Source organism: Leptolyngbya sp. FACHB-541 (genome assembly GCF_014695875.1).
GTDB lineage: Bacteria > Cyanobacteriota > Cyanobacteriia > Elainellales > Elainellaceae > JAAUTN01.
This window is the reverse complement of sequence record NZ_JACJPC010000131.1, coordinates 19,727-39,767: the sequence shown is the minus strand read 5'-3', so window position 1 is coordinate 39,767 and position 20,041 is coordinate 19,727. Positions and strand designations below refer to the sequence as shown.

18 protein-coding genes and 1 CRISPR repeat array are annotated in these 20,041 nt (G+C 47.8%); of the genes, 9 read left to right on the top strand and 9 right to left on the bottom strand.

Annotation, left to right across the window (positions count from 1 at the left end):
• Window positions 1-311: 311 nt before the first annotated feature.
• From H6G00_RS28895 to H6G00_RS28880, 4 genes are all read right to left on the bottom strand, one after another.
• On the bottom strand, window positions 312-623 hold the full coding sequence (locus tag H6G00_RS28895; RefSeq protein WP_190799361.1) for a hypothetical protein: 312 nt from the start codon (window positions 621-623) through the stop codon (window positions 312-314).
• Between the two features lie 293 nt (window positions 624-916).
• The gene (locus H6G00_RS28890; RefSeq protein ID WP_190799360.1) at window positions 917-1,273 is read right to left on the bottom strand and encodes a DUF4870 domain-containing protein; all 357 of its coding nucleotides are present in this window, start codon (window positions 1,271-1,273) and stop codon (window positions 917-919) included.
• 312 nt (window positions 1,274-1,585) lie between these two features.
• Window positions 1,586-1,923: direct repeats of the CRISPR family, unit length 35 nt; unit sequence GTTTCCGTCCCCTTGCGGGGAATGGGGTTTGAAAC.
• Window positions 1,924-2,226: 303 nt separating this feature from the next.
• The gene (locus H6G00_RS28885; protein ID WP_190799359.1) at window positions 2,227-3,564 is read right to left on the bottom strand and encodes an AAA-like domain-containing protein; all 1,338 of its coding nucleotides are present in this window, start codon (window positions 3,562-3,564) and stop codon (window positions 2,227-2,229) included.
• 272 nt (window positions 3,565-3,836) lie between these two features.
• Window positions 3,837-4,055: a hypothetical protein gene (locus tag H6G00_RS28880; RefSeq protein ID WP_190646558.1), complete on the bottom strand. Its 219-nt coding sequence runs from the start codon at window positions 4,053-4,055 to the stop codon at window positions 3,837-3,839.
• Between the two features lie 235 nt (window positions 4,056-4,290).
• Between H6G00_RS28880 and H6G00_RS28875 the strand changes: the two genes are divergently transcribed.
• Genes H6G00_RS28875 through H6G00_RS28860 form a run of 4 tightly spaced genes read left to right on the top strand, consistent with a single transcriptional unit; the run spans window position 4,291 to window position 11,198 of the window.
• Window positions 4,291-5,379: a cyclic nucleotide-binding domain-containing protein gene (locus H6G00_RS28875; protein ID WP_190799358.1), complete on the top strand. Its 1,089-nt coding sequence runs from the start codon at window positions 4,291-4,293 to the stop codon at window positions 5,377-5,379.
• A 34-nt stretch (window positions 5,380-5,413) separates the two neighbouring features.
• Entirely contained in the window at window positions 5,414-6,016 is a 603-nt protein-coding gene (locus H6G00_RS28870) for a hypothetical protein (protein WP_190646556.1), read from the top strand.
• Window positions 6,016-8,247 (top strand): NHLP family bacteriocin export ABC transporter peptidase/permease/ATPase subunit, encoded by a 2,232-nt coding sequence (locus H6G00_RS28865; protein WP_190799357.1) that lies wholly within the window; start codon window positions 6,016-6,018, stop codon window positions 8,245-8,247. Before H6G00_RS28870 ends, H6G00_RS28865 begins: the two co-directional genes overlap by 1 nt.
• On the top strand, window positions 8,244-11,198 hold the full coding sequence (locus tag H6G00_RS28860; RefSeq protein ID WP_190799356.1) for an NHLP bacteriocin export ABC transporter permease/ATPase subunit: 2,955 nt from the start codon (window positions 8,244-8,246) through the stop codon (window positions 11,196-11,198). The genes H6G00_RS28865 and H6G00_RS28860 overlap by 4 nt, the downstream gene beginning before the upstream one ends.
• Before the next feature lie 169 nt (window positions 11,199-11,367).
• Here H6G00_RS28860 and H6G00_RS28855 read toward each other — a convergent pair whose 3' ends face one another.
• Window positions 11,368-12,783 (bottom strand): energy transducer TonB, encoded by a 1,416-nt coding sequence (locus H6G00_RS28855; RefSeq protein ID WP_190799355.1) that lies wholly within the window; start codon window positions 12,781-12,783, stop codon window positions 11,368-11,370.
• Window positions 12,784-13,154: 371 nt separating this feature from the next.
• Between H6G00_RS28855 and H6G00_RS28850 the strand changes: the two genes are divergently transcribed.
• From H6G00_RS28850 to H6G00_RS28840, 3 genes are read left to right on the top strand one after another with little or no spacing between them, the layout of a single operon-like run.
• Window positions 13,155-13,805 carry a MotA/TolQ/ExbB proton channel family protein gene (locus H6G00_RS28850; protein ID WP_190799354.1) on the top strand — a complete coding sequence of 217 codons (651 nt, stop codon included), beginning with the start codon at window positions 13,155-13,157 and terminating at the stop codon, window positions 13,803-13,805.
• Window positions 13,806-13,810: 5 nt separating this feature from the next.
• Window positions 13,811-14,209, top strand: a complete 399-nt coding sequence (locus H6G00_RS28845) for a biopolymer transporter ExbD (protein ID WP_190642472.1) — start codon at window positions 13,811-13,813, stop codon at window positions 14,207-14,209.
• 57 nt (window positions 14,210-14,266) lie between these two features.
• A complete protein-coding gene (locus H6G00_RS28840) occupies window positions 14,267-15,295 on the top strand; it encodes an iron chelate uptake ABC transporter family permease subunit (RefSeq protein WP_190799353.1) in 1,029 nt (342 codons plus the stop codon).
• A 63-nt stretch (window positions 15,296-15,358) separates the two neighbouring features.
• On the opposite strand, the gene H6G00_RS28835 is transcribed toward H6G00_RS28840, so the two are convergent.
• From H6G00_RS28835 to H6G00_RS36330, 3 genes are all read right to left on the bottom strand, one after another.
• On the bottom strand, window positions 15,359-15,703 hold the full coding sequence (locus tag H6G00_RS28835; RefSeq protein ID WP_190799352.1) for a DMT family protein: 345 nt from the start codon (window positions 15,701-15,703) through the stop codon (window positions 15,359-15,361).
• A gap of 209 nt (window positions 15,704-15,912) precedes the next feature.
• On the bottom strand, window positions 15,913-16,341 hold the full coding sequence (locus H6G00_RS28830; RefSeq protein ID WP_190799351.1) for an EamA family transporter: 429 nt from the start codon (window positions 16,339-16,341) through the stop codon (window positions 15,913-15,915).
• 154 nt (window positions 16,342-16,495) lie between these two features.
• On the bottom strand, window positions 16,496-16,618 hold the full coding sequence (locus H6G00_RS36330) for a hypothetical protein (RefSeq protein WP_277881996.1): 123 nt from the start codon (window positions 16,616-16,618) through the stop codon (window positions 16,496-16,498).
• A gap of 531 nt (window positions 16,619-17,149) precedes the next feature.
• Between H6G00_RS36330 and H6G00_RS28825 the strand changes: the two genes are divergently transcribed.
• Entirely contained in the window at window positions 17,150-18,196 is a 1,047-nt protein-coding gene (locus tag H6G00_RS28825; protein WP_190799350.1) for an iron chelate uptake ABC transporter family permease subunit, read from the top strand.
• 43 nt (window positions 18,197-18,239) lie between these two features.
• Window positions 18,240-19,091, top strand: coding sequence for an ABC transporter ATP-binding protein (locus H6G00_RS28820; RefSeq protein WP_190799349.1), 852 nt, complete (start codon window positions 18,240-18,242; stop codon window positions 19,089-19,091).
• Window positions 19,092-19,118: 27 nt separating this feature from the next.
• On the opposite strand, the gene H6G00_RS28815 is transcribed toward H6G00_RS28820, so the two are convergent.
• Window positions 19,119-20,006 (bottom strand): LysR family transcriptional regulator, encoded by an 888-nt coding sequence (locus H6G00_RS28815; RefSeq protein WP_190799348.1) that lies wholly within the window; start codon window positions 20,004-20,006, stop codon window positions 19,119-19,121.
• Window positions 20,007-20,041 lie beyond the last annotated feature (35 nt).

The window sequence follows — 20,041 nt, the reverse complement described above, 5'->3', positions numbered from 1 at the left end:
TTTAACCCTGTTAGTGCCCGCAGTAACCGGTCGTGGTTCAGCACTCGTTGGATGTCTAGCATCGTCTTATCTCGTCACTGTTCCCTATTCTCCCTTATTCCCCGACAGGTCTAAAAAGTTGCCTTGCTGTTTAATCAAGCACTCATTGACATAGGTTTTCATTATTCGATCTAAGGTTAAACTTGCTGCCTTGCAGATGCAGTGGCGATCGCCATCTGAGTGAGTCTAACCCCTCTAACCAGTATTGTTGAGTAATAACTGCGACTTCTTTGAGAAGCCGCAGATCTCTATTGTGAGCTTAGAAACTCATGCTACTGGATATCTGCGATCGCCACGTAGCGCAGCAAGATTCGCAAGACCTCGCCGGGGTTGAGCGTCAGCTGGAGTTCTGAGTCGGAGGGGGGAATCTCTGGACTCCACAAGCCGACCTCGGCGTAGCGCAGGTGGTGTAACTGGTGAATCGTGTTTTGTACGAGCGTGGGTGAACCGATCAGCAAGTGGCGAATCGGTTCCCGGTTGGGATAGCGCAGGGGCAAGGGCTGGAGCTGTGGCGCAGAAACGGACGCAGGAGTCTGTTGCAGCAGGGTGGGGGCTGCGGCACGGGTGATTAAGTTGGCGGTCATGGGTTTTCCTTTGAACTAGTAACGGGGAGGAAAACCCAAAAATTCAGCCACCCCAAAACGTCGTGACAAACTGGAGCGGCTGAAAATAGGGATAAAATACCTTCAGCCCCCAGACTGCCTGTAACAGTCGAAAGGGTCAGCTATCGAGAGTTGCTCCAACAACTTTCGGTAGCGCGACTAAATTTTTGGGTCTGCAACTTGCAGGGTTTCACGCTGGCAAAGCTGCATTGCAGAATTAAATCTTATCTCGGCAGGATTAGTCAAGTATAGAAAATTTCAAAAGTTTATCGCGATTACAGCACTCGCAAAATGAACGGATAGCGATAAGCCCGATCTAGTTGAGTAGCCGCATGAACGGCGGCAATAATCGGCATCACCCAACTCACAAACAAGGTTAGAAACAGCAGCGGTATACCTCTCCCAATAAGCGGTATGCCTATCCCCATAAAGGTTAGCAGCAAAAAAATGAAGATATAGACAGTAATGTTGATGCAAAAGTTAATTGCCTCTCTCGCATTTTGCTGCACGATTGAGTCATCCGAGAGAATTAAAACGGCGATCGGAATTAAGACTGGCAAAACGGCGACATTCAGGACCAAAGCACCATGACTAAGGGCTGACAATAGCTTACGTTTTTCTAAGTTGGTCATAGGTCGATGCGTAACACGCTGGGGTGATTCCGTGAGTTCGACAGAGGAATTACCTATCGCGGCGATTCTAAAAGTCCAGTTTTTAAGCGCTTTGCACCTTCAAAGCTAAACTTACCAAAATCACGGGGTGGGTTGATGCGGCGAGTTTACCCCTCAAGTGTAGCCGACCGTTTGCAAGGAGGCAGAAACTTTAGGGTGCGTGTGACGCATTCTCCAAACATTAACTAAGCTTCCTGAAAAGTTGTTTCTATCTTTCTGTAGGGAAGAGGATTTGAGACGATCTGAAAATAGGTGCGATCGCTTATACCTAGACTTTCCGTCCCCTTGCAGGGAATGGGGTTTGAAACTTTAACTGGCTTAAGCTATGAAAAATGCGTTTGGACTTCCGCGTTTCCGTTCCCTTGCGGGAAATGGGGTTTGAAACTTGCAAGTGGACTCTCTCTAACGCCTGGTGATCGCTCTGTTTCCGTCCCCTTGCGGGGAATGGGGTTTGAAACCCTTTGCCACAAAGGTGTATGAACTGGCGGAACCCCATTTGACAAAGTTTCCGCCCCCTTGCGGGGAATGGGGTTTGAAACGGACTCTATCCCCTCGTCTTTCATTTCATCTTTACTTGTTTCCGTCCCCTTGCGGGGAATGGGGTTTGAAACCCCTCGTCCAGGAAGCATTGCCCAGACTAGGTTTCAGCGGTCAAATCGACGCACCCCCAATTTGATGGTCAATAAGCAGATCTAATTGAGAATCAAGCCTGCTTAAATTCGTCGAAACCCTTATGGAGAGAGGGATCGACACACGTCAACGAGATTATACGGTTTTCGAGGTTCTGGGGGGGCGTCGATTTCCAACGCTGCACCTAACGCGCTTAGACTTTAATCGTCAAGCTTCGCAGGGTGAAATAGGGGAAGGGATAAAGAGGTTGGAATTGGCTCAATTTTTGTGATGATGGCGGTTAATCAAGAAAGGCAGAAGAGAGACAAATGGTCGCTAAAGTAAAGGTGATAGAGCTTGCACCTGAGCTTAAGCAAATTACCCTGCCGCTTGATCAGTCCCAGCTTCTCTAGTTTGGCGGCTACCTTCACTTGTGTAGTCTGACCATCCTTAATAATTTGGTCAAGTCCCTTGGACAAGTCCAGACAAGACTGTAAGGTAACTAAAAGGCTTTGCAGATGATCGCTGTATATGCCAGTCAGCGTAGGCGCTTCTTGCAAAAGCTGATCAAGAGTTACACTTCCTGTCCAGAGGTGATATAGCGCCAGTTGCAGCAGGTAAGGGTGCCCTCCGACCATATCAATTAGCTCTTGAGCTGAATTAGAGGTTTCCCAGTTTAAGCCATACTTTTGAGCCAGGATTTGCACTTGTGATAAATTAAGCTCTGGTAGCTCAATGGGATACCCGATCATGTTGAGCGAAGATACGCTTAGCTGCGGAGAAATGTGAATATCAGTGGAGTGAACTATCACCAGTCGCAGCTTTTGCAAAACGTTGGACTGTCTGGCTTCTTCGTGCCAGGACTGGAGCAGCATGAGAAACTCCCAGGCAAGTTTGGGATGCTCTGTCAGAATGAAATCAAAGTCGTTAAAGCTCAGGAGTAGAGGGGCGTTTAATTGACTCAGAAGATATCGTGTCCAGTAAAGCGTACAGCTCGCCTTGCTACCCGCTTCCTTTTGCCAATATTGGTTTAACCGGGGCTCTATCCCTAATTGCTGACTCACATGGATACAAAACCATCGGAGAAACCGATCCAGGCTGGAAAAGATATCACTATCGGTTTGCTTAAAGTCCAGGTTAACCGTGTTGTAATTTAGCGTTTTAGCCTGGTCAATGATGCGAAGCAAAAGGGAACTTTTTCCCATTCTTTGGGAGGCTTTGATTCGCAATAAGCTTCCTGATTTGCCGATTTCTGCATAAGCTTTTGCTTGAATAGCAGGATGCTCAATGTAGAACTGGGAGTGCAGCCGTACTGCACCTCCAGGAAATTCTGGGATATCAGAAAGCACAGTTAGATTAGGATCAATCGCCTGCTTCAAATGCAACGGTTGCAGATTGAACCGCTGTTGCAATAAGGCGCGAAAGTTTTTCTTTTTAACGGGTTCTTTCAAGGCTTTGGAGAGCGATCGCCACAGTTGTGCGCCAATATCTCGGATATAACTATAGTCATATCCAGCTTCACGGGCGATCGCAGGATATTCTTCACCCAGCCAAGATCGCCGAAATACTAACTCCTGTGCAGCGGTTAAACTACCTGGAGGCAAAATTTGTTCTATTATCTCCAATGCTTCTTCAGCAGTCATCAGGGTTTACCTCTGACTATTACTGCTCAAGAATCTACCTCAAGTACGAGGGAAAAAGAAGCAAAGATAGTAAAGTTAAGCTCTAACTTAAGAAAAAGTACATAAGTTAAAGTGTGGGGAACGGCATTGCACCGTTCCCCGACAGGCATACAGACCCGTAGAAATCAGAAACTAATTGAAGTCTACTAGCAGTACAAACTGCCGAAATCAAGATTTGTAGGTTAAAAAGGGCTAGGCACTAACTACCTTCTCAACCTACGAGTAAACCAAAACTAGCTGTCCAAGTTTTCCTGACGAGCATCTTCAAATCGCTCGTTCAATCCACCTGCAACAGTTTTCAACTGATCTTCGGACAGTTCTCCTTCAGGTTGAAGTCCTTTGTCCAGATTCTCTAGGCGAGCATCTTCAAACCGCTGTGTCAGTCCACCGGACACACCTTCTAGTTCTGTATCTGAAAGCTGCTCTTCTTTTTTGGGTTCTTGCTGACTCATTAGGATATGTCCTCCAGTTAGGGAAATGACTGGTGAGAGCTGCAATCAATTCAAGCTCTCTCATCACTTCTCTAGAGTAGCCCGAAACCCTCAAACACTGAAGGCTTGTGTGTTGGACAAATGTTGGCAAGATGTTGGATAAATGTTGGCAGAACGTTGGATCAGCTTTATCTCCTCTAGTTTCCTCACTTCTAATCCGTAATAATGTGGCTATCAAACTCGCACCAATCACCTCATGGCAGAAGTCTTACTCAGCGAATTAAGCAACGCCGACATTAACTGGATGATCGCTGCGGGTCGTCAAGAGCAGATCAACGCCGGAACTGTGCTTGTCCAGCTTTGCAGAGATCCAGAGGTGATTTATCTGTTGTTAGATGGAGCGTTAACGATCGTAATTCCCAACGCTAAAAGTACTTCTACCGATCATGTTGTAACTGTTGCAGAGAGTGATTGTCAGGATCGAGAAATTACTCGTTTATCACGCGGCGAGATTGTGGGTGAAACATCCTTATTTGATTTATGTTTTATGCCAGCAATTGTTAAAGCAGATGTGAATTCGTTAGTACTGGCAATTCCTCGACAACAGTTAATAGACAAACTAGAACAGGACATTAACTTTAGTACCCATTTTTATCGGGCGATCGCCCTGATGCTCTCTGAACGGCTGCGGCAAATCTTCGAGATGCCAGGTCAGGTGCAAGCCATCACCGAACAACCGATGAAAGAAGCTCTCTTTGTGTTTGGAGAGCTTCGAGACAGCGACGCAGACTGGTTGGTTGCCGTGGGTGAAATCAAAAGCCTTTCCCCGAATGAAGTCTTACTCCAAGCCGGTAGACCCGTTGAGGCGCTGTATTTCATTCTGGATGGTCTTCTATTGATTTCCTCTCCCGAAGGAGACTATAACCCTCTCACCCTTTGCTTTAAAAGTCAGGGGAAGGCTCCTCGTGAGAAGGCGATCGCTAACCTAACCCGGGGTGAAATTAGTGGCGCTAGCTCTTTTGTAGATTTTCGCCCCCCAGCGGTTACGGTTAGAGCGGTCAATCACTCTCTTGTTTTATCTATTCCTCGTCAGGTACTTGCTGTCAAACTTCAGCAAGACATGAGTTTTGCCTCTCGCTTTTACCGAGTCCTTGCCCTTCAACTTTCTAATAGTCTGCAAACCGTGATGAGTCGTCTGGGCTGCAATAAGAGCAACTACAGTCAGCATCAGGAGATGGATGAGGACGTTGAATATGAGGATGAGCTAGACCTTGATTCGTTGCAACAGGTTTCTCAAGGGGCAGCTCGATTTAACTGGATGTTGAAACGGTTGGGTGTAACTTAAAGCGAGTCACTGAACGGAGCCATCAAATAAAGCCATGAGTGAGCAGTCAAAAACCAGCATTTTTAGAAAGGAGTCCCTGGAGCGATTATCTTCTCCAGAGCAGTTGGATCAACTGATGCAAGTTGTTAGCCCTAAGAGTTGGCTACCTCTGGCATCTCTGGCTTCCTTGATGGCGTTGGCGCTGGTTTGGGGTTTCTTTGGACGGATTCCAATTACCGCAGTGGGTAAAGGAATCCTCGTTCACCCAACCCAATCCTCTAATGAACTAGTGGGATTAACCTATTTTGGTAGCGATGAAGCGAAGCAGATTCAACCTGGAATGGAGATTATGCTGGTGCCTGACACCATCGGCTCTGAACAAACCGACGGCTTGGTTGCTCGGATTAAATCTGTTTCAGAACCATCTGTCACCACTTTAGATGCGGCTCGTCAGTCCGGCATTACGGATCAAGAAAATTTAGTAGAAGTCGTTGCTGAACTGGAACCCGATCCTGCCACTGCAAGCGGCTATCGGTGGTCTTCTGCAAGAGGTATACGGTTAACGCTGGCTCCCGGAATGAGTGCGATCGCCCGCATCACCCTGGCAGAAAAAGCACCCATCACCTTTGTATTTCCATTTCTTGAGGTGTCTCACTGATGTTTATCAACCCTTTAGCCTCTCTGCAACAGTCACTAAAGGGGCAAAAGAGCCGAGTCAAAACACCCACAGTTTTACAGATGGAAGCCGTTGAGTGCGGGGCTGCGGCTTTAGGAATTGTCTTAGGCTATTACAACCGCATTGTGCCGCTGGCAGAGCTACGACAAGCCTGTGGTGTTTCGCGAGATGGGGTGACAGCCGCCAATGTCCTTAAGGCGGCCAGAAACTATGGCATGGTCGCCAAAGGCTTTAAGAAGTCACTAGAAAGCCTGTCACAACTGCGTTTTCCTTTTATTGTTTTCTGGCACTTCAATCACTTTTTAGTGGTTGAGGGGTTTGACAAAGACCGAGTTTATCTCAATGATCCAGCTGTCGGACCTAGAAGGGTTTCCTATCAGGAATTCGATGAAGGATATACCGGGGTCGTTCTGGTGATGGAGCCGAGCGAAGAATTTCAGCCAGGGGGACAAAAACCCAGTCTCACTTTGGCATTAGGAAGCCGTCTCCGCAATTCGGTTGGGGCATTGCTCTACTGCATCCTGGCAAGCTTTTTACTGGTGCTGCCAAGTCTGGTGATTCCTGCCTTTAGCCAGATCTTTGTGGATAATGTCCTGATGGGCAGCCGACCCGAGTGGTTGCCCTACTTATTGTTTGGCATGATGATCACGATATGTCTTCAGGGATTGCTTACCCTGTTGCAGCTACGGTATTTGCGTGGCTTAAAGATTAAGCTATCGGTGAGTTTATCCAGTCGGTTTGTCTGGCACGTTTTACGTTTACCCGTCAGCTTTTATGCCCAGCGGTTTGCCGGAGAGATCAGCAACCGGATTCGACTCAACGATGATGTGGCGGATGTAATGTCGGGTCGTCTGACGATCACAGTAATCAGCGCCTTCATGGTGATCTTTTTTGCGATCGCCATGTTCCAATATGACGTCGTCTTAACCCTGATTGTGATTTTCTTTGCCGTTGTGAATGTACTCACTTTACAGTGGGTATCGCGTCAGCGCGTCGATGCAAACCTGCGACTGGTGCAGGAATACGGCAAAGCATCGGGAATTGCGATCGCAGGCTTACAGAGCATGGAAACGCTCAAAGCTTCTGGCTTAGAGTCAGACTTTTTTGCTCGTTGGGTGGGCTATTACACCAAGGCAATCAACGCTCAGCAAGAGTTAGGTTTAATCAACCGCGTTTTAGGATTATTGCCTACTCTTCTTTCGGCACTCACGGCTGCTTCGCTATTGATGATCGGTGGATGGCGCGTGATCAACGGCAGCTTAAGTATTGGGATGCTAGTCGCCTTTCAACTCCTGATGCAAAGCTTTCAGCAACCCGTCAATCGTCTCGTCCAATTTGGCAGCACTCTGCAAACCTTACAGGGGAACCTACAGCGCCTGGACGACGTATTAACTAACGAAGTTGATCCCCAGTTACAAGAACAAGATTCCCCCCCTCCCCCTTCATCTCTCATCCTTCATCCTTCACCCTTTTCTCCTCGTCTGCACGGTTACATTGATCTAAAAGACCTTACCTTCGGCTACAGCCCGCTTGAACCGCCGCTAATTGAGAATTTCAACCTTTCTATTAAGCCGGGACAGCGAATTGCTTTTGTAGGAGGAAGTGGCTCTGGTAAGTCAACCCTCGCTAAAGTAATTGCTGGACTCTATGATGCCTGGTCAGGAGAAATCCGGTTTGACGGAGTTGCTAGAAATGATATTTCCCGTTCTGTACTCACCAATTCGATCGCAGTTGTAGAACAGGACATTCTCCTATTTGCAGGCACCATTCGTGAGAACTTAACCCTGTGGGATACCACAGTTCCCGAGCGCGCCTTACATCGGGCTTGTCGGGATGCAGCAATTCACGAAGTTATCCTCTCGATTCCTGGTGGCTATGATGCTCAATTGCTGGAAGGTGCAGTGAATCTGAGTGGTGGACAGCGACAGCGGCTTGAGATTGCTAGAGCGCTAATCAACAATCCGTCAATTCTGATTATGGATGAAGCCACCAGTGCCCTGGATACAGAAACCGAGAAAATGATTGACCAAAAATTGCGGCAGCGGGGCTGCACTTGTTTGATTGTGGCGCATCGGCTAAGCACCATTCGAGACTCTGACGAAATTATTGTTTTAGAACGCGGCAAGGTTGTGCAACGCGGTACCCATGAAGAACTGTGGCAACAACCTGGACATTATGCTCAACTCATTCGCAACGCGGAGGGTGCTTCATGAAGCTACAGCAGATTGACACAAGTTTGCACCAAATTACAGGCAATCAACCCCTGTTATTAAATGACCCTCAAACGGTTTGGCTGGTTCAGTCAGGCTCCCTGGCGCTGTTTGTGGTGCCAATAAAAAATGGTGAGGCGGAGGGCGATCGCCACTACCTATTCAACATTTACCCCGGTGAAACTCTTTTTGGCATTGCATCTCGTCCAGACTGTAACTCACTCGGCATCATCGCCGTTCCACTTGAACCTACAGAGCTTCTGCCAATTCCATACCCTCCCACTCCCGTACTCTCCCAGTCTTCAATCCCCGATCCCCACTTCCTCCTCGACAACTGGATTCACAAACTTGGTCAAGTGGAGGGACTAACTCAGCCAAAGACCGCTGGAATTACTCCTGATATGCAATACCTTTCTCTGATGGAAGGGCAAATATTTCAGCCTCCTCCCGATCAGGTTTTGTGGGTGAGAGTCCAGCAAGGAAAGATGCTCTGGTTGGGTCATTCAGACCTGGTTTTAGATCCAGAAACAGGCTGTTTTCCTATTGGAAATGGAGCATGGTTAGAAGCAGCCGATCACCTTGAACTGTTTTCTAGAGGCACAGCCGAGGTTGAAAGTTGGGATGTTTTGCTAAAGGGACTGGCTCAACTGCATCACTATTTTCTCTGTTCCGTTGAACTGATTGGAGAACACGAAACTCAGCAAACGTTAGCTCGATTTGAGGCAAGGCAGCAGCTTAACCGTCAATTGACGCAGCAAACGATCCATCAGCTTGCGTCAGTGTTACATCCTAGGACAGAGAGTTTTTTTGAGGCAGATACTCCTTTGTTAATTGCAGCAGGAGCAGTGGGTAAGGCACTGGGAGTAACTATTCACCCACCTGCTAGATCGGAAGATCTGAAGCGATTAAAGGAACCTTTGGAGGCGATCGCCCGTTCTTCTCGCTTACGCTTGCGGCGAGTTTTGCTGCGAAACAATTGGTGGAAGATGGATAGCGGACCACTTCTGGCTTACACCGTTGAGGATAAACGACCTGTCGCACTGTTGCCCGTTGGAAATACCCAGTACGAACTGTTTGATCCGGCATCGACAGGTTTAGCTGAAGCCGATGTTTCAACGACGAAGGGTTCTAAACCTGCCTCTGCTAGAGTTCCAGTCGATCAGGCTGTTGCTCAAACCATTGATCCCGTTGCGTTTGTCTTCTACAGACCCTTGCCTGATGGCGTGTTGAATGCCATTAGTTTGCTCAAATTTACGCTGCAAGGGCGCACGTCCGACGTGATTGCGATTCTGCTCACAGGCGTAGCTGCAACGTTGTTAGGAATGCTGGTGCCACAAGCTACAGCCGTTTTGATTGATAACGCGATTCCCTACGGCAACTCAGGTTTACTGGTGCAGATTGGGTTAGGGCTACTAGCGGCTGCCTTTGGTGGGGCAAGCTTTCAACTGGCGCAGGCGATCGCCTCCATGCGAATTGAAACCCTATCCGATGCATCTCTACAAGCCGCTGTCTGGGATCGTTTACTCAAGCTAAAAACCTCCTTCTTTCGAGAATATTCCATCGGTGATTTAAACTCACGCGTGTCTGGCATTGGTGCGATTCGGCGCAAGCTTAGTGGTACTGCCTTACAAAGTATCTTTGCCGGTTTTTTCTCACTGTTGAATTTGGGACTGTTGTTTTACTACAGTTCTAGACTGGCAACTCTGGCACTAGTGCTAGCCGCAGTAATTATCACTTTTACCACCATCTCTGGTTCCCTGATCATTCGCAAAAATCGCCCTTTAATGGAGCTTGAAGGTGACCTTTTTGGGTTGATGGTGCAACTCATCAATGCGGTTCCTAAGCTGCGAATTGCCGGAGTTGAGGAACGCGCTTTTGCCCATTGGGGACAAAAATATGTGAAACAACTTCAGCTTCTAGCCAGCACGCAGCGTTTAGAGGACATGGTTGTGTTGTTCAACACGGTGTTGCCAACTCTCACGACAGTGCTGCTGTTTGGGCTAGCCAGCACTTTGATTGATCCGACTCAGTCCTTTGGCAGCGGTAGCGGTTTATCAACCGGATCTTTTCTGGCGTTTAGCGTTGCGTTTGGCACGTTTATTGGAGGAGTCACCAGTCTCAGCAATACATTAATTGAAGTGTTGGATGTGATTCCACTGTGGCAGCGATCGCAATCTATCCTAACTGCTGAACCCGAAATTGACCTCAACAAAGCTAACCCAGGACGGCTATCTGGCAACGTTCAAATTGACCATATATCCTTCCGCTATCGCGAAGATGGTCCCCTCAACCTTGATAGTGTGTGTATCTCTGCCCAACCAGGTGAATTTATTGCATTAGTCGGACCATCGGGCAGCGGCAAATCAACCGTCATGCGACTGTTGCTAGGCTTTGAAACGCCTATCTCTGGCACAATCTACTATGACGGACAAGATTTGATGGGACTGGATGTGATGGCCGTGCGCCGTCAGTTAGGTGTGGTGTTGCAAAATAGCCGAATTAACGCAGGCTCAATCTTTGAAAACATTGCCAGCGGTGCCCTAATCACCTTAGATGAAGCGTGGACTGCGGCGGAAATGAGTGGATTTGCAGAGGATATAAGAGCCATGCCCATGCAGATGCATACGCTTGTGAGTGAAGGTGGAACGAACCTCTCCGGTGGACAACGGCAACGACTGGTGATTGCCCGTGCATTAGCTTTAAAGCCTCAGATTTTACTGTTTGACGAAGCCACAAGCGCCTTGGATAATAAGACACAGGCGATCGTGAGTCAGAGTTTAGATCAACTCAAAGTTACTCGTGTTGTCATTGCTCACCGTCTCAGCACCATTCGCTATGCCGATCGCATTTATGTGATGCAAGCCGGACGCGTTGTCCAACAAGGGCGATTTGAAGAGCTAGCCAGTCAGCCAGGATTGTTTGCTCAGTTGGCTCGTAGGCAAACCGCTGAATGAATCAGAATTGCAATTGCACGGCGGCGTACCGCGCCACTGCTGTATGCCGTGCTTTGTATTCCACTCAAGCAAGAACCGTTATATTAAACCAGCGTAAGCAATTCCCTACGATGATGCAGTTTATTTGGAGCAATCTCCGAATAAACTGTTTCCTTTAATTCCCAACCCATTATGGTGAAGGCCCCGGGGCAGGGTCAGGCGCGGGAGCAGGTTCTGGTTCTGGTGCGGGTGCGGGTGCGGGTTCTGGTGCGGGTGCAGGGTCAGGTGCAGGTGCGGGTTCTTCTACTGGTTCTGTTGTATCAGAGCTGTCTACTGGCTCAGGTGCTGGAGTCTCAGAAGGACTTGGTGTTGGTTCAGGACTGCTAGAAGATTCCGGTTCTGGAGTAGAAAAAGGTTCCTCCGTTGGAGAGGTTTCCTCCGTTGGAGAAGGTTCTTCAATTGAAGAAGGTTCCGGCTCTGGGGGTGAGCTGCTTGCCGATTCAGGGGTTTCAGCGGGACTCGTTTCAGCAGCCTCGGTAGGCTCTGGCTCTGGGTCGGAAACCGTGATACTGCGGCGATCGCCCCTTTCCTCTGCTCGTCTTGCCGCTTCTGAATTTGGCTGCACAAATTCAATATCAAGAGGGTAGCTTTCTCCCGCTCTAGTATTGCTCAATTGGACTCGCCGTCGAGCTTGTTCCAAGGCAGCTCGATCGAGTTCGGCATTACCGCTGGTGCGTGAAAGGGTAACAGAAATAACTCGCCCCTCATCATCTGTTTCAACAACGACCTGAGCCGTTCCTTCTGCCCCGTCAGCACTCTCTGGATAGTCAAAGTCACAGCCTTGGCAACTAACCTCACGAGATCCGCCACTTCGACGGGAGCGATCGTCTCCTGAGTCATCTTCCGTTCCGGTGCCTTCACCAGAATTAGAGCTTCCGCCTCGATTGGGTCCAACTGCTGTAGTTGAAGGGCGATCGCCTCCACCTGTATTAGAACTGCCGGAAGGACTGGGAGTCCCACTTCCACTGGTGGTATTACTATTCAGCGCAGTTTGTCTCGCTTGCTCACGGGCACGTCGCAATTCCTCTAAGAAGTTGCTTAGGTCGCGTTGCTCTGTTGCTTCAGCAACGTCCTCAGTGGGTTCAGGTTCGTCCTGTTCGGCTAATGGTTCTAGCTCCTCTTCAACAGGTTCTTCAACAGGTTCCTCTTCAACTTCTTCAATATCTTCAGCGATCGAAGTAGGTGTAGGTTCGGGTTCTTCAACAACAGACTCTTCTTGAGGAATTTCAGTGGCCGGAGCAGGTTCTACAACCGTCGTAGCCCCAAACTCTCCTGAACCTCCGCTAGACGCTGCGAATTCTGACTCAGCGATCGCTTCACCCTGCTCTTCTAACGGAATTGTCTCTACGACTTCTTCCTCGGCAGGCTCGGTCACAACAATAGTGATTTCTTCTTGTGCTGCCTGAGCTGGCTTCCAGAAATTATCGACTTTCAAGAACAGTCCAATCACATGCAGGGTGAGTGATCCCGCAAGACTGCAAACGATGAATCGCTTGAGAGTCTTTTCCTGTTGTTCACGCTGTTGAGCAACGGTATTTGATGCCATCCATCCTACCCGCGAATAGTGATTGCAAAGTTAGCGATTGCAAAACAAAATCTATTGCAAATCATTACTATCTGATTTGCCCATCCTAAAATTCAACTGCAACGCTGTCAATCAGTTTATTTGAGTTAGCCTACTTTTCGCTTCAGGTTTCAAACCCCGCTCTAACGGGAGATCCTGGTCTCTCAATCAGATTCAGCAGTGGCATTGAACGAAGTTTATCTCGAAACAATTATTTCTGTATTGCCAGTGCTTGACATTGAGTATCGCAGGATTTACTCTTCTTTTGAGAAGAGTTATCAATAACGATTTCAACTGCTCTTAGGTTAATTAGCTAACTCACAAAGTTGGCTCTATTGCTGTGTGAACACAAAATGCTAATTGTTGAACTGTTTATTGCAGGTGGCATCGTCATGTATCCCTTGCTGGGATTCTCGATTGTGGCGGTCGCCCTCATCCTAGAACGTCTTGTTTTCTGGTTTCGAGTAAATCGTCGCCAACGACGAATAGCGCGGGACGTGCTGCGAACTTACCAGCATGATTTTGATGCAGCACTGTTAAAGCTTAAGCACAATTCCGATTTGCCCATTGCCAGAATTTTTCTGGAAGCTTTAGAAGTCGATCACTTTCCTCCCCATGCTTTTCGTCTCACCCTAGAAGGGGCAACGCAAGCTGAACTGCCGATGCTACGGCGATTCAACTCTATTTTTGACATAATTATTACTGCAGCCCCTCTATTAGGGCTGTTAGGCACCGTTTTAGGGTTAATTCAATCCTTTGCTGCCTTAGATCTTGGGGGTGGAGGTAGTGAGAGCGCCCTACAAGTAACGGGAGGCATTAGTGAGGCATTAGTGTCCACGGCATCAGGGTTAATTGTGGCTTTATTTGCCTTGTTCTTCGCCAGTTTGTTTCGAGGATTCTATCGGCGGCAGGTTGCTGCGATTCAAGAGTTTGGCAGCCAGCTTGAAGTTTTGCATCTAAGCCGCCATGAAGGATTTAGCGCTGTGTCGAAAGTGATGAATTGATTGCCATGAATATTCCTGAAGAGCCCGATGATCTTCCTATCATCAACATCGTGCCGATGATTGATGTGGTTTTTGCCATCCTGACATTTTTTATCATGTCGTCGTTGTTCCTAACGAAGTCTGAAGGTCTGCCGGTTAATTTGCCGCAAGCGCAAACAGCCGAGTCTCAACAAGAGAGCAAGATTACGGTAACGGTTGATGATGAGGGAGATGTGTTTCTCGATCGCCAACCTATCCAAGTTGAAGAGTTAGCAGAGCAAGTCGAAACGCTAGTTGGCAACCAAGAGCGGTTAGTCGTGATCAACGCTGACGCAAAGGTTGAGCATGGTCAGGTGATTGCTGTGATGGATCAATTGCGATCGGTAGAAGGTGTGCAATTAGGGATCTCGACTCGTCGTCCTTGATAAACATCATGACTGAACTGGTTGCACCAAACTCATCACTCTTATCTATTACTTGACGTGGCTTCAGCACCTTTAGCAACTGTCTCCAAAAAGCGATCGCCTATTCTACAAGTCGTAGGTTTGGGTGTAAGTATTCTATTACTGTTTGTTTGTCTCCTTTTAAGCATCACGTTTGGAGCAGCAGATATTGATCTGAGCACCGTTTGGCAAGCCTTGACTGCATTCGATGGTTCAACCAATCATCTCATTATCACAACACTGAGATTGCCACGCGCTCTAATTGCACTGCTGGTTGGCGCAGCACTGGCAGTAGCCGGAGCACTCATGCAGGGTTTGACGCGAAACTCACTAGCAGAACCAAGAATTTTAGGAATCAGTGCTGGGGCAGCTCTTGCAGTTGTTGCAGCGACTTTTCTTATCGGGACTACATCCATTCAGATCTACACCTGGTTTGCTTTTGCGGGAGCAGCGATCGCCGCAGTCGCAGTTTACAGCCTAGGGTCGGTAGGGAGGGGCGGACTGTCTCCCCTCAAACTTGTTCTAGCAGGCGCAGTGCTCGACTATCTTTTATCTGCTTTAATGACTGGAATTCTGATCCTCGATCGACGCACTTTGGATGAAGTGCGCTTTTGGCTAGCCGGATCGGTTGCTGGACGTGACTTCAATATCCTGCTGCAAGTTCTTCCCTATGTTTTAATCGGTTTAATCATTGCCTTTAGTTTGGGTAAACAAATTACTACTCTAACGTTAGGCGAAGATGTTGCCAGAGGGTTGGGACTCAACACAGCATGGGTAAAGGCGATCGCCATCATCACGGTTGTTTTGCTGGCTGGTAGCGCGGTTGCTCTAGCCGGGCCGATCGGATTCGTAGGTTTAGTGATTCCTCATATCGTTCGCTTTTGGGTGGGTGTCGATTACCGTTGGATATTACCGTATGCAGCAGTATGGGGCGCTGTTTTATTGTTAATCGCAGATCTAGCGGCTCGTCTCATCATTAAGCCTCAAGAATTGCCAGTAGGAATTATGATGGCTCTCCTCGGTGCACCATTCTTTATCTATTTAGCGCGATCGCAAGCAAAGCGATAAGCCAAATGATTCTCTTCAAAATCGAATACACAGAACTTCAGCAGCGGATTTGTCTCCAACTCACTAGTTCTGTGGCTTTTCACTAAAAATTAAATAGGCGGCACCTGCAAGCAGCATTGCTGCCAAAAAATAGTTGCGCGTTACAGGCACTTTCATATAACTCACGCTAAACCCGGCAAACACAAGCATCGTAATCACTTCCTGCAATACTTTAAGCTGAGGCAGGCTGAAGTATTGAATGCCTGCACGGTTAGCAGGAACCTGAAAGCAGTATTCAAAAAAGGCGATCGCCCAGCTTGAAGCGATCGCAATCCATAAGGGAGCCGCTTTCAGATCCTTTAAGTGACCGTACCAGGCAAATGTCATAAAAACATTGGAAATGAGCAAAAGAATCACAGGCTTAAGCATAGAGAGATTCTGATAAGAACAGCATTCTAGAGATTCACATTTCCCCCTGATACTTAGCAACCTGCTAGGAATGGCAAGTTCTATCTCAATAGCACCACAGGAGATATTCCCTGGAAGCAATTTCCAGAGGTGTTTCAGTCAACCAGTATTGTAAAGATTCCAGCCAGTGGATGAGATATAGCGCTGACCCGTTACACAATCAGCACTCGTTACACAACCAGCACTAATGTTCCTGCCAGTACCAACAGGGTTCCGACAATGATCTTCAGCGTCAATGGCTCACCCAAAAATAGAACAGACAGCAATAGCACCAAAATTAATCCAGACTTATCTACTGGCGCGACTAAAGAAGCATTGCCAAGCTGTAGCGCTCTGAAGTAGCAAAGCCACGATAGCCCGGTTGCTGCTCCAGATAACACCAGAAATAGCAAAGTTTTGGATGAGATCGTGAACAACCCTTGGAACTGACCGTTTGCCCAGACAATTCCCCAGGCGATCGCCAAAATCACAACTGTGCGGATTGCAGTTGCTAAGTTGGAGTTAATGTTTTCAACTCCAATTTTGGCGAAAATCGTAGTTAGTGCTGCAAAAAAGGCGGAAAGTAAAGCAAAAACCCACCACGCCGTTTCATCCCCCATTACTGTTTAGCCTTATTTCTTGTAGCTGCTCTTTATAATAGTTCTCTCAACACATAACTATCCGCTTTTGTGTTTATTGCACTATGGCAACCCGATCGCTGATATTGCAGAATCTTGCAGTTACCTGAGAAACATCGTCTCCCTTTGACAACACCTAGGCGGTCGGGTCGGGAGCAAAATTAGCATTCTGATCAATTCGTTGAGGCAACCGTTCTCGGCGGACGAAGGATAAATCAGGTAAACGGTTAGTTTTTTGCAGCATTTCCAGGCTTTGCATGGAAATGCTGCTTCAGTTAGCTTCTTGGTGCGTTACGCTGTTGCCAACACACTTTACAGAGATGCATACTCTTTTGTAACCAGATCAATCGTTATTCTTGATTACTTCAGCAATTAACGACGACAGCGATCGCTCACATAAGTTTTTAGTTGAACTTAATTGAAACTAATTCTTAATAGATCCAGAAATCGCTCTGCCCGATACTTGTGCAGATAACTAAAGACCGAGCATTGCACAAATTGAGAATGATCGGGAAATTTCTAACATCCGGGTCGCCCCCTGTAGGGGCGCGGCATTGCTGTGTCCTCAACGAAAATCGTTCGTCAAATCTGCAGCGCCAAAGACTAAAATCTTACATCAGTCTCATCTATTACCCGATCACCCGCCCTGGAATCAATTCCGGGCTAATCGCTAAAGACAGTTAAAACTGACTAAAACATTCAACTTGATTGAAAAGTAATGCATCTGAGAATCATTTGCAACAGCTTCCATGCAGTAGTACGATAGGAAAGCCTTTCTAAACATTGATTTGTGACTAGAAACTGGTTGACCATTCGTCTCTACCACTTTCCTCTCTCCTTTCAGCTCGATCGGCGGGTGCCGTGGCTGTTGCTGGCTCTGGCGATCGCTGCTTTGGCTGTGCTGGTCGTTAGCGTCGGCTATGGAGAGTATCCTATCTCGCCAATTGATGTGATCAGAACCATATTGGGATGGCAGACAGATAATTCTGACTATGGTTTTGTGATCAACACGCTCCGATTACCGCGAATCGTAGCTGCATTTCTGGTCGGAATAGGACTGGCGATCGCTGGAACTATCCTGCAAGGACTGACGCGCAATCCCTTAGCGGCTCCTGAGATTGTGGGCGTGGAAGCTGGGGCAGGGCTAGCAGCCGTTTCCCTGATTGTGCTATTCCCATCAATTCCAACCCTCTTCTTACCAATTGCTGCCTTTACAGGAGCATTAATCGCTGCCTTACTGGTGTATTGGCTGTCCTGGAATGGTGGAAGTTCACCAATTCGATTGATTTTAGTTGGTGTCGGAATCGGGGCGATCGCTTCTGCGCTCACTAGTTTGATGATTACCTTTGGCAATATTTATGATGTCAGTCAGGCGTTAGTATGGCTAGCCGGAAGCGTGTATGGTCGCACCTGGGAGCACATTCAGGCATTTCTGCCTTGGTTACTCATATTTGTTCCTCTGTCATTTCTAAGTGCCCGTGAGTTAAACACACTGAATTTAGGAAATGATGTGGCCCGAGGCTTAGGCAGTCGTGTGGAATGGCAGCGCGTTTTTTTGCTAATCACTAGTGTTGCTTTAGCCGGAGCCAGTGTTGCGACAGCAGGCACCATCGGCTTTGTCGGACTTATATCCCCCCATTTAGCCCGTCAGCTAGTCGGTACATCTCATGAAGGACTGCTGCCAACGGCGGCTTTAGTGGGTGGTTTGATTGTGGCACTGGCAGATTTGCTGGGGCGATCGCTGTTTGCCCCAATTGAGATCCCCTGTGGTGTGATTACGGCTGCCGTAGGTGCGCCCTACTTTTTGTATTTGCTCTATCGCGATCGCAATCAATAGTGCCATAAATCTAGTATTTCTCTCACCCTTAAAACTGCAACGCATGAACTCCAATCTATCTCTTGAACCTGCCCTATCAGCCCGTAAACTGTCGTTGGCTTACGACAGAACCCTAATTGTCAATCATTTAAATCTGGCAATTTCTGCAGGTAAAATCACAGCTCTGGTTGGTCCCAATGGCTGTGGCAAATCAACCTTGCTCAAGGGTTTAGCCCGATTGCTTAAGCCTCAGAGTGGAACGGTGTATCTAGATGGAGTCGCGATCTCGAAGGGATATCCGCAAGGGGTCGCCAAACATTCCACCAAAGAAATTGCAAAACAATTAGGAATGCTGCCTCAAAGTCCGGTCGCTCCTGAAGGGCTGACGGTGCGAGAACTGGTGGCACAGGGACGCTATCCTCATCAGAGTTGGTTGCAGCAGTGGTCACGGGAAGACGAGCAGTGCACAGAACAGGCATTGGCAATTACGGGAATTGCAGAATTGAGCGATCGCCCTTTGGATAGCCTTTCTGGTGGGCAGCGGCAACGTGCCTGGATTGCAATGGCGCTAGCCCAAAACACAGAAATCTTGTTATTAGATGAACCCACTACATTTCTGGATCTAGCGCACCAAATCGAGGTGTTGGATTTGCTGTATGACCTGAACCAGACACAGGGACGCACCATCGTCATGGTGTTGCATGACTTAAATCAAGCCTGCCGTTATGCGGATGAGCTGATCGTGATGCGACAGGGACACCTTTACGCTCAAGGAGCCCCCAATCTAGTAATGACCGAAACAATGGTCGCAGAGGTTTTTGGGATAGAGAGTCAAATTGTGCCTGATCCCATGACTGGAACACCGATGTGTGTCCCTGTGAGCCGAAAATCACGCGCTTCAATGAGCAGAAAGTAACTTCCTTCAAAGGAATAGCACCCCACTTCAACGCTGCACTCCCATCAAATCTAGAAATAACGTCACCTGTTGTGATTGTCGCTCTGACTTGCGATAGGCTAGCCAGATTGAGTTTGTCACTGCTTTGACGGGTTTGAGAATCAGGGTTAATTGCTGGTTATCAATCCAATCTGCACACAAATAATCAGGTAACACGCTACAGCCAAGTCCCTGGGCGATCGCGCCTCGAATGCTGCGTAAATCAGGAATCACTAACTGCGGGTTCACATCCAGCCGCCGATCAAAAATGACCCGCCAAAACCGCCGAATAATGGGCAGCTCTTCACTGTATGCGATCCAGAATTGTGTCCTGAGCCATTGTTCCAGAGCCATTAAATCTGCCTGCATCACATCTTGAGACAGTGGAATCGTCATACCCGGTGGTCCGACTAACCAAAAGTTCTCTTCAAACAAAAGCTGATATTCTAATTCTGGTTTTGGAACTTTTTGAGTGGCGATCGCACAGTCAATTCGATTCGCCAACAAGTGCTCAATTAGGTCTTGCACCAATCCAAATTGAATAGCGAATAGAGTCTCATTCTGTTTTGGCAAACGAGACAAAACATACTCACTAAAAAACTCCATCGGCGTTCCTAAGCGAATCAACAGTGGCGCATCGGCCGAAGCTGTCTTGGTTGGAATTGCTTCTAACGTTTCGATCGCGGTAACGACACGAGTATACAGTCGCTTTCCTGACTCAGTCGGCAACATACGCCGCGGCATTCGTTGAAATAACGGTGTACCTAAAGTTGACTCTAGGGCTGCCACATGTTGACTCACTGCTGGCTGCGTCAGGTGTAAAACTTCAGCTGCACCCGATACCGTTCCTACCCGATACACTGCTATAAAGCTGCGATACCACTCCAGGTTAACCATAAATCTAATTATAGATATGCCCAATAATCATTATT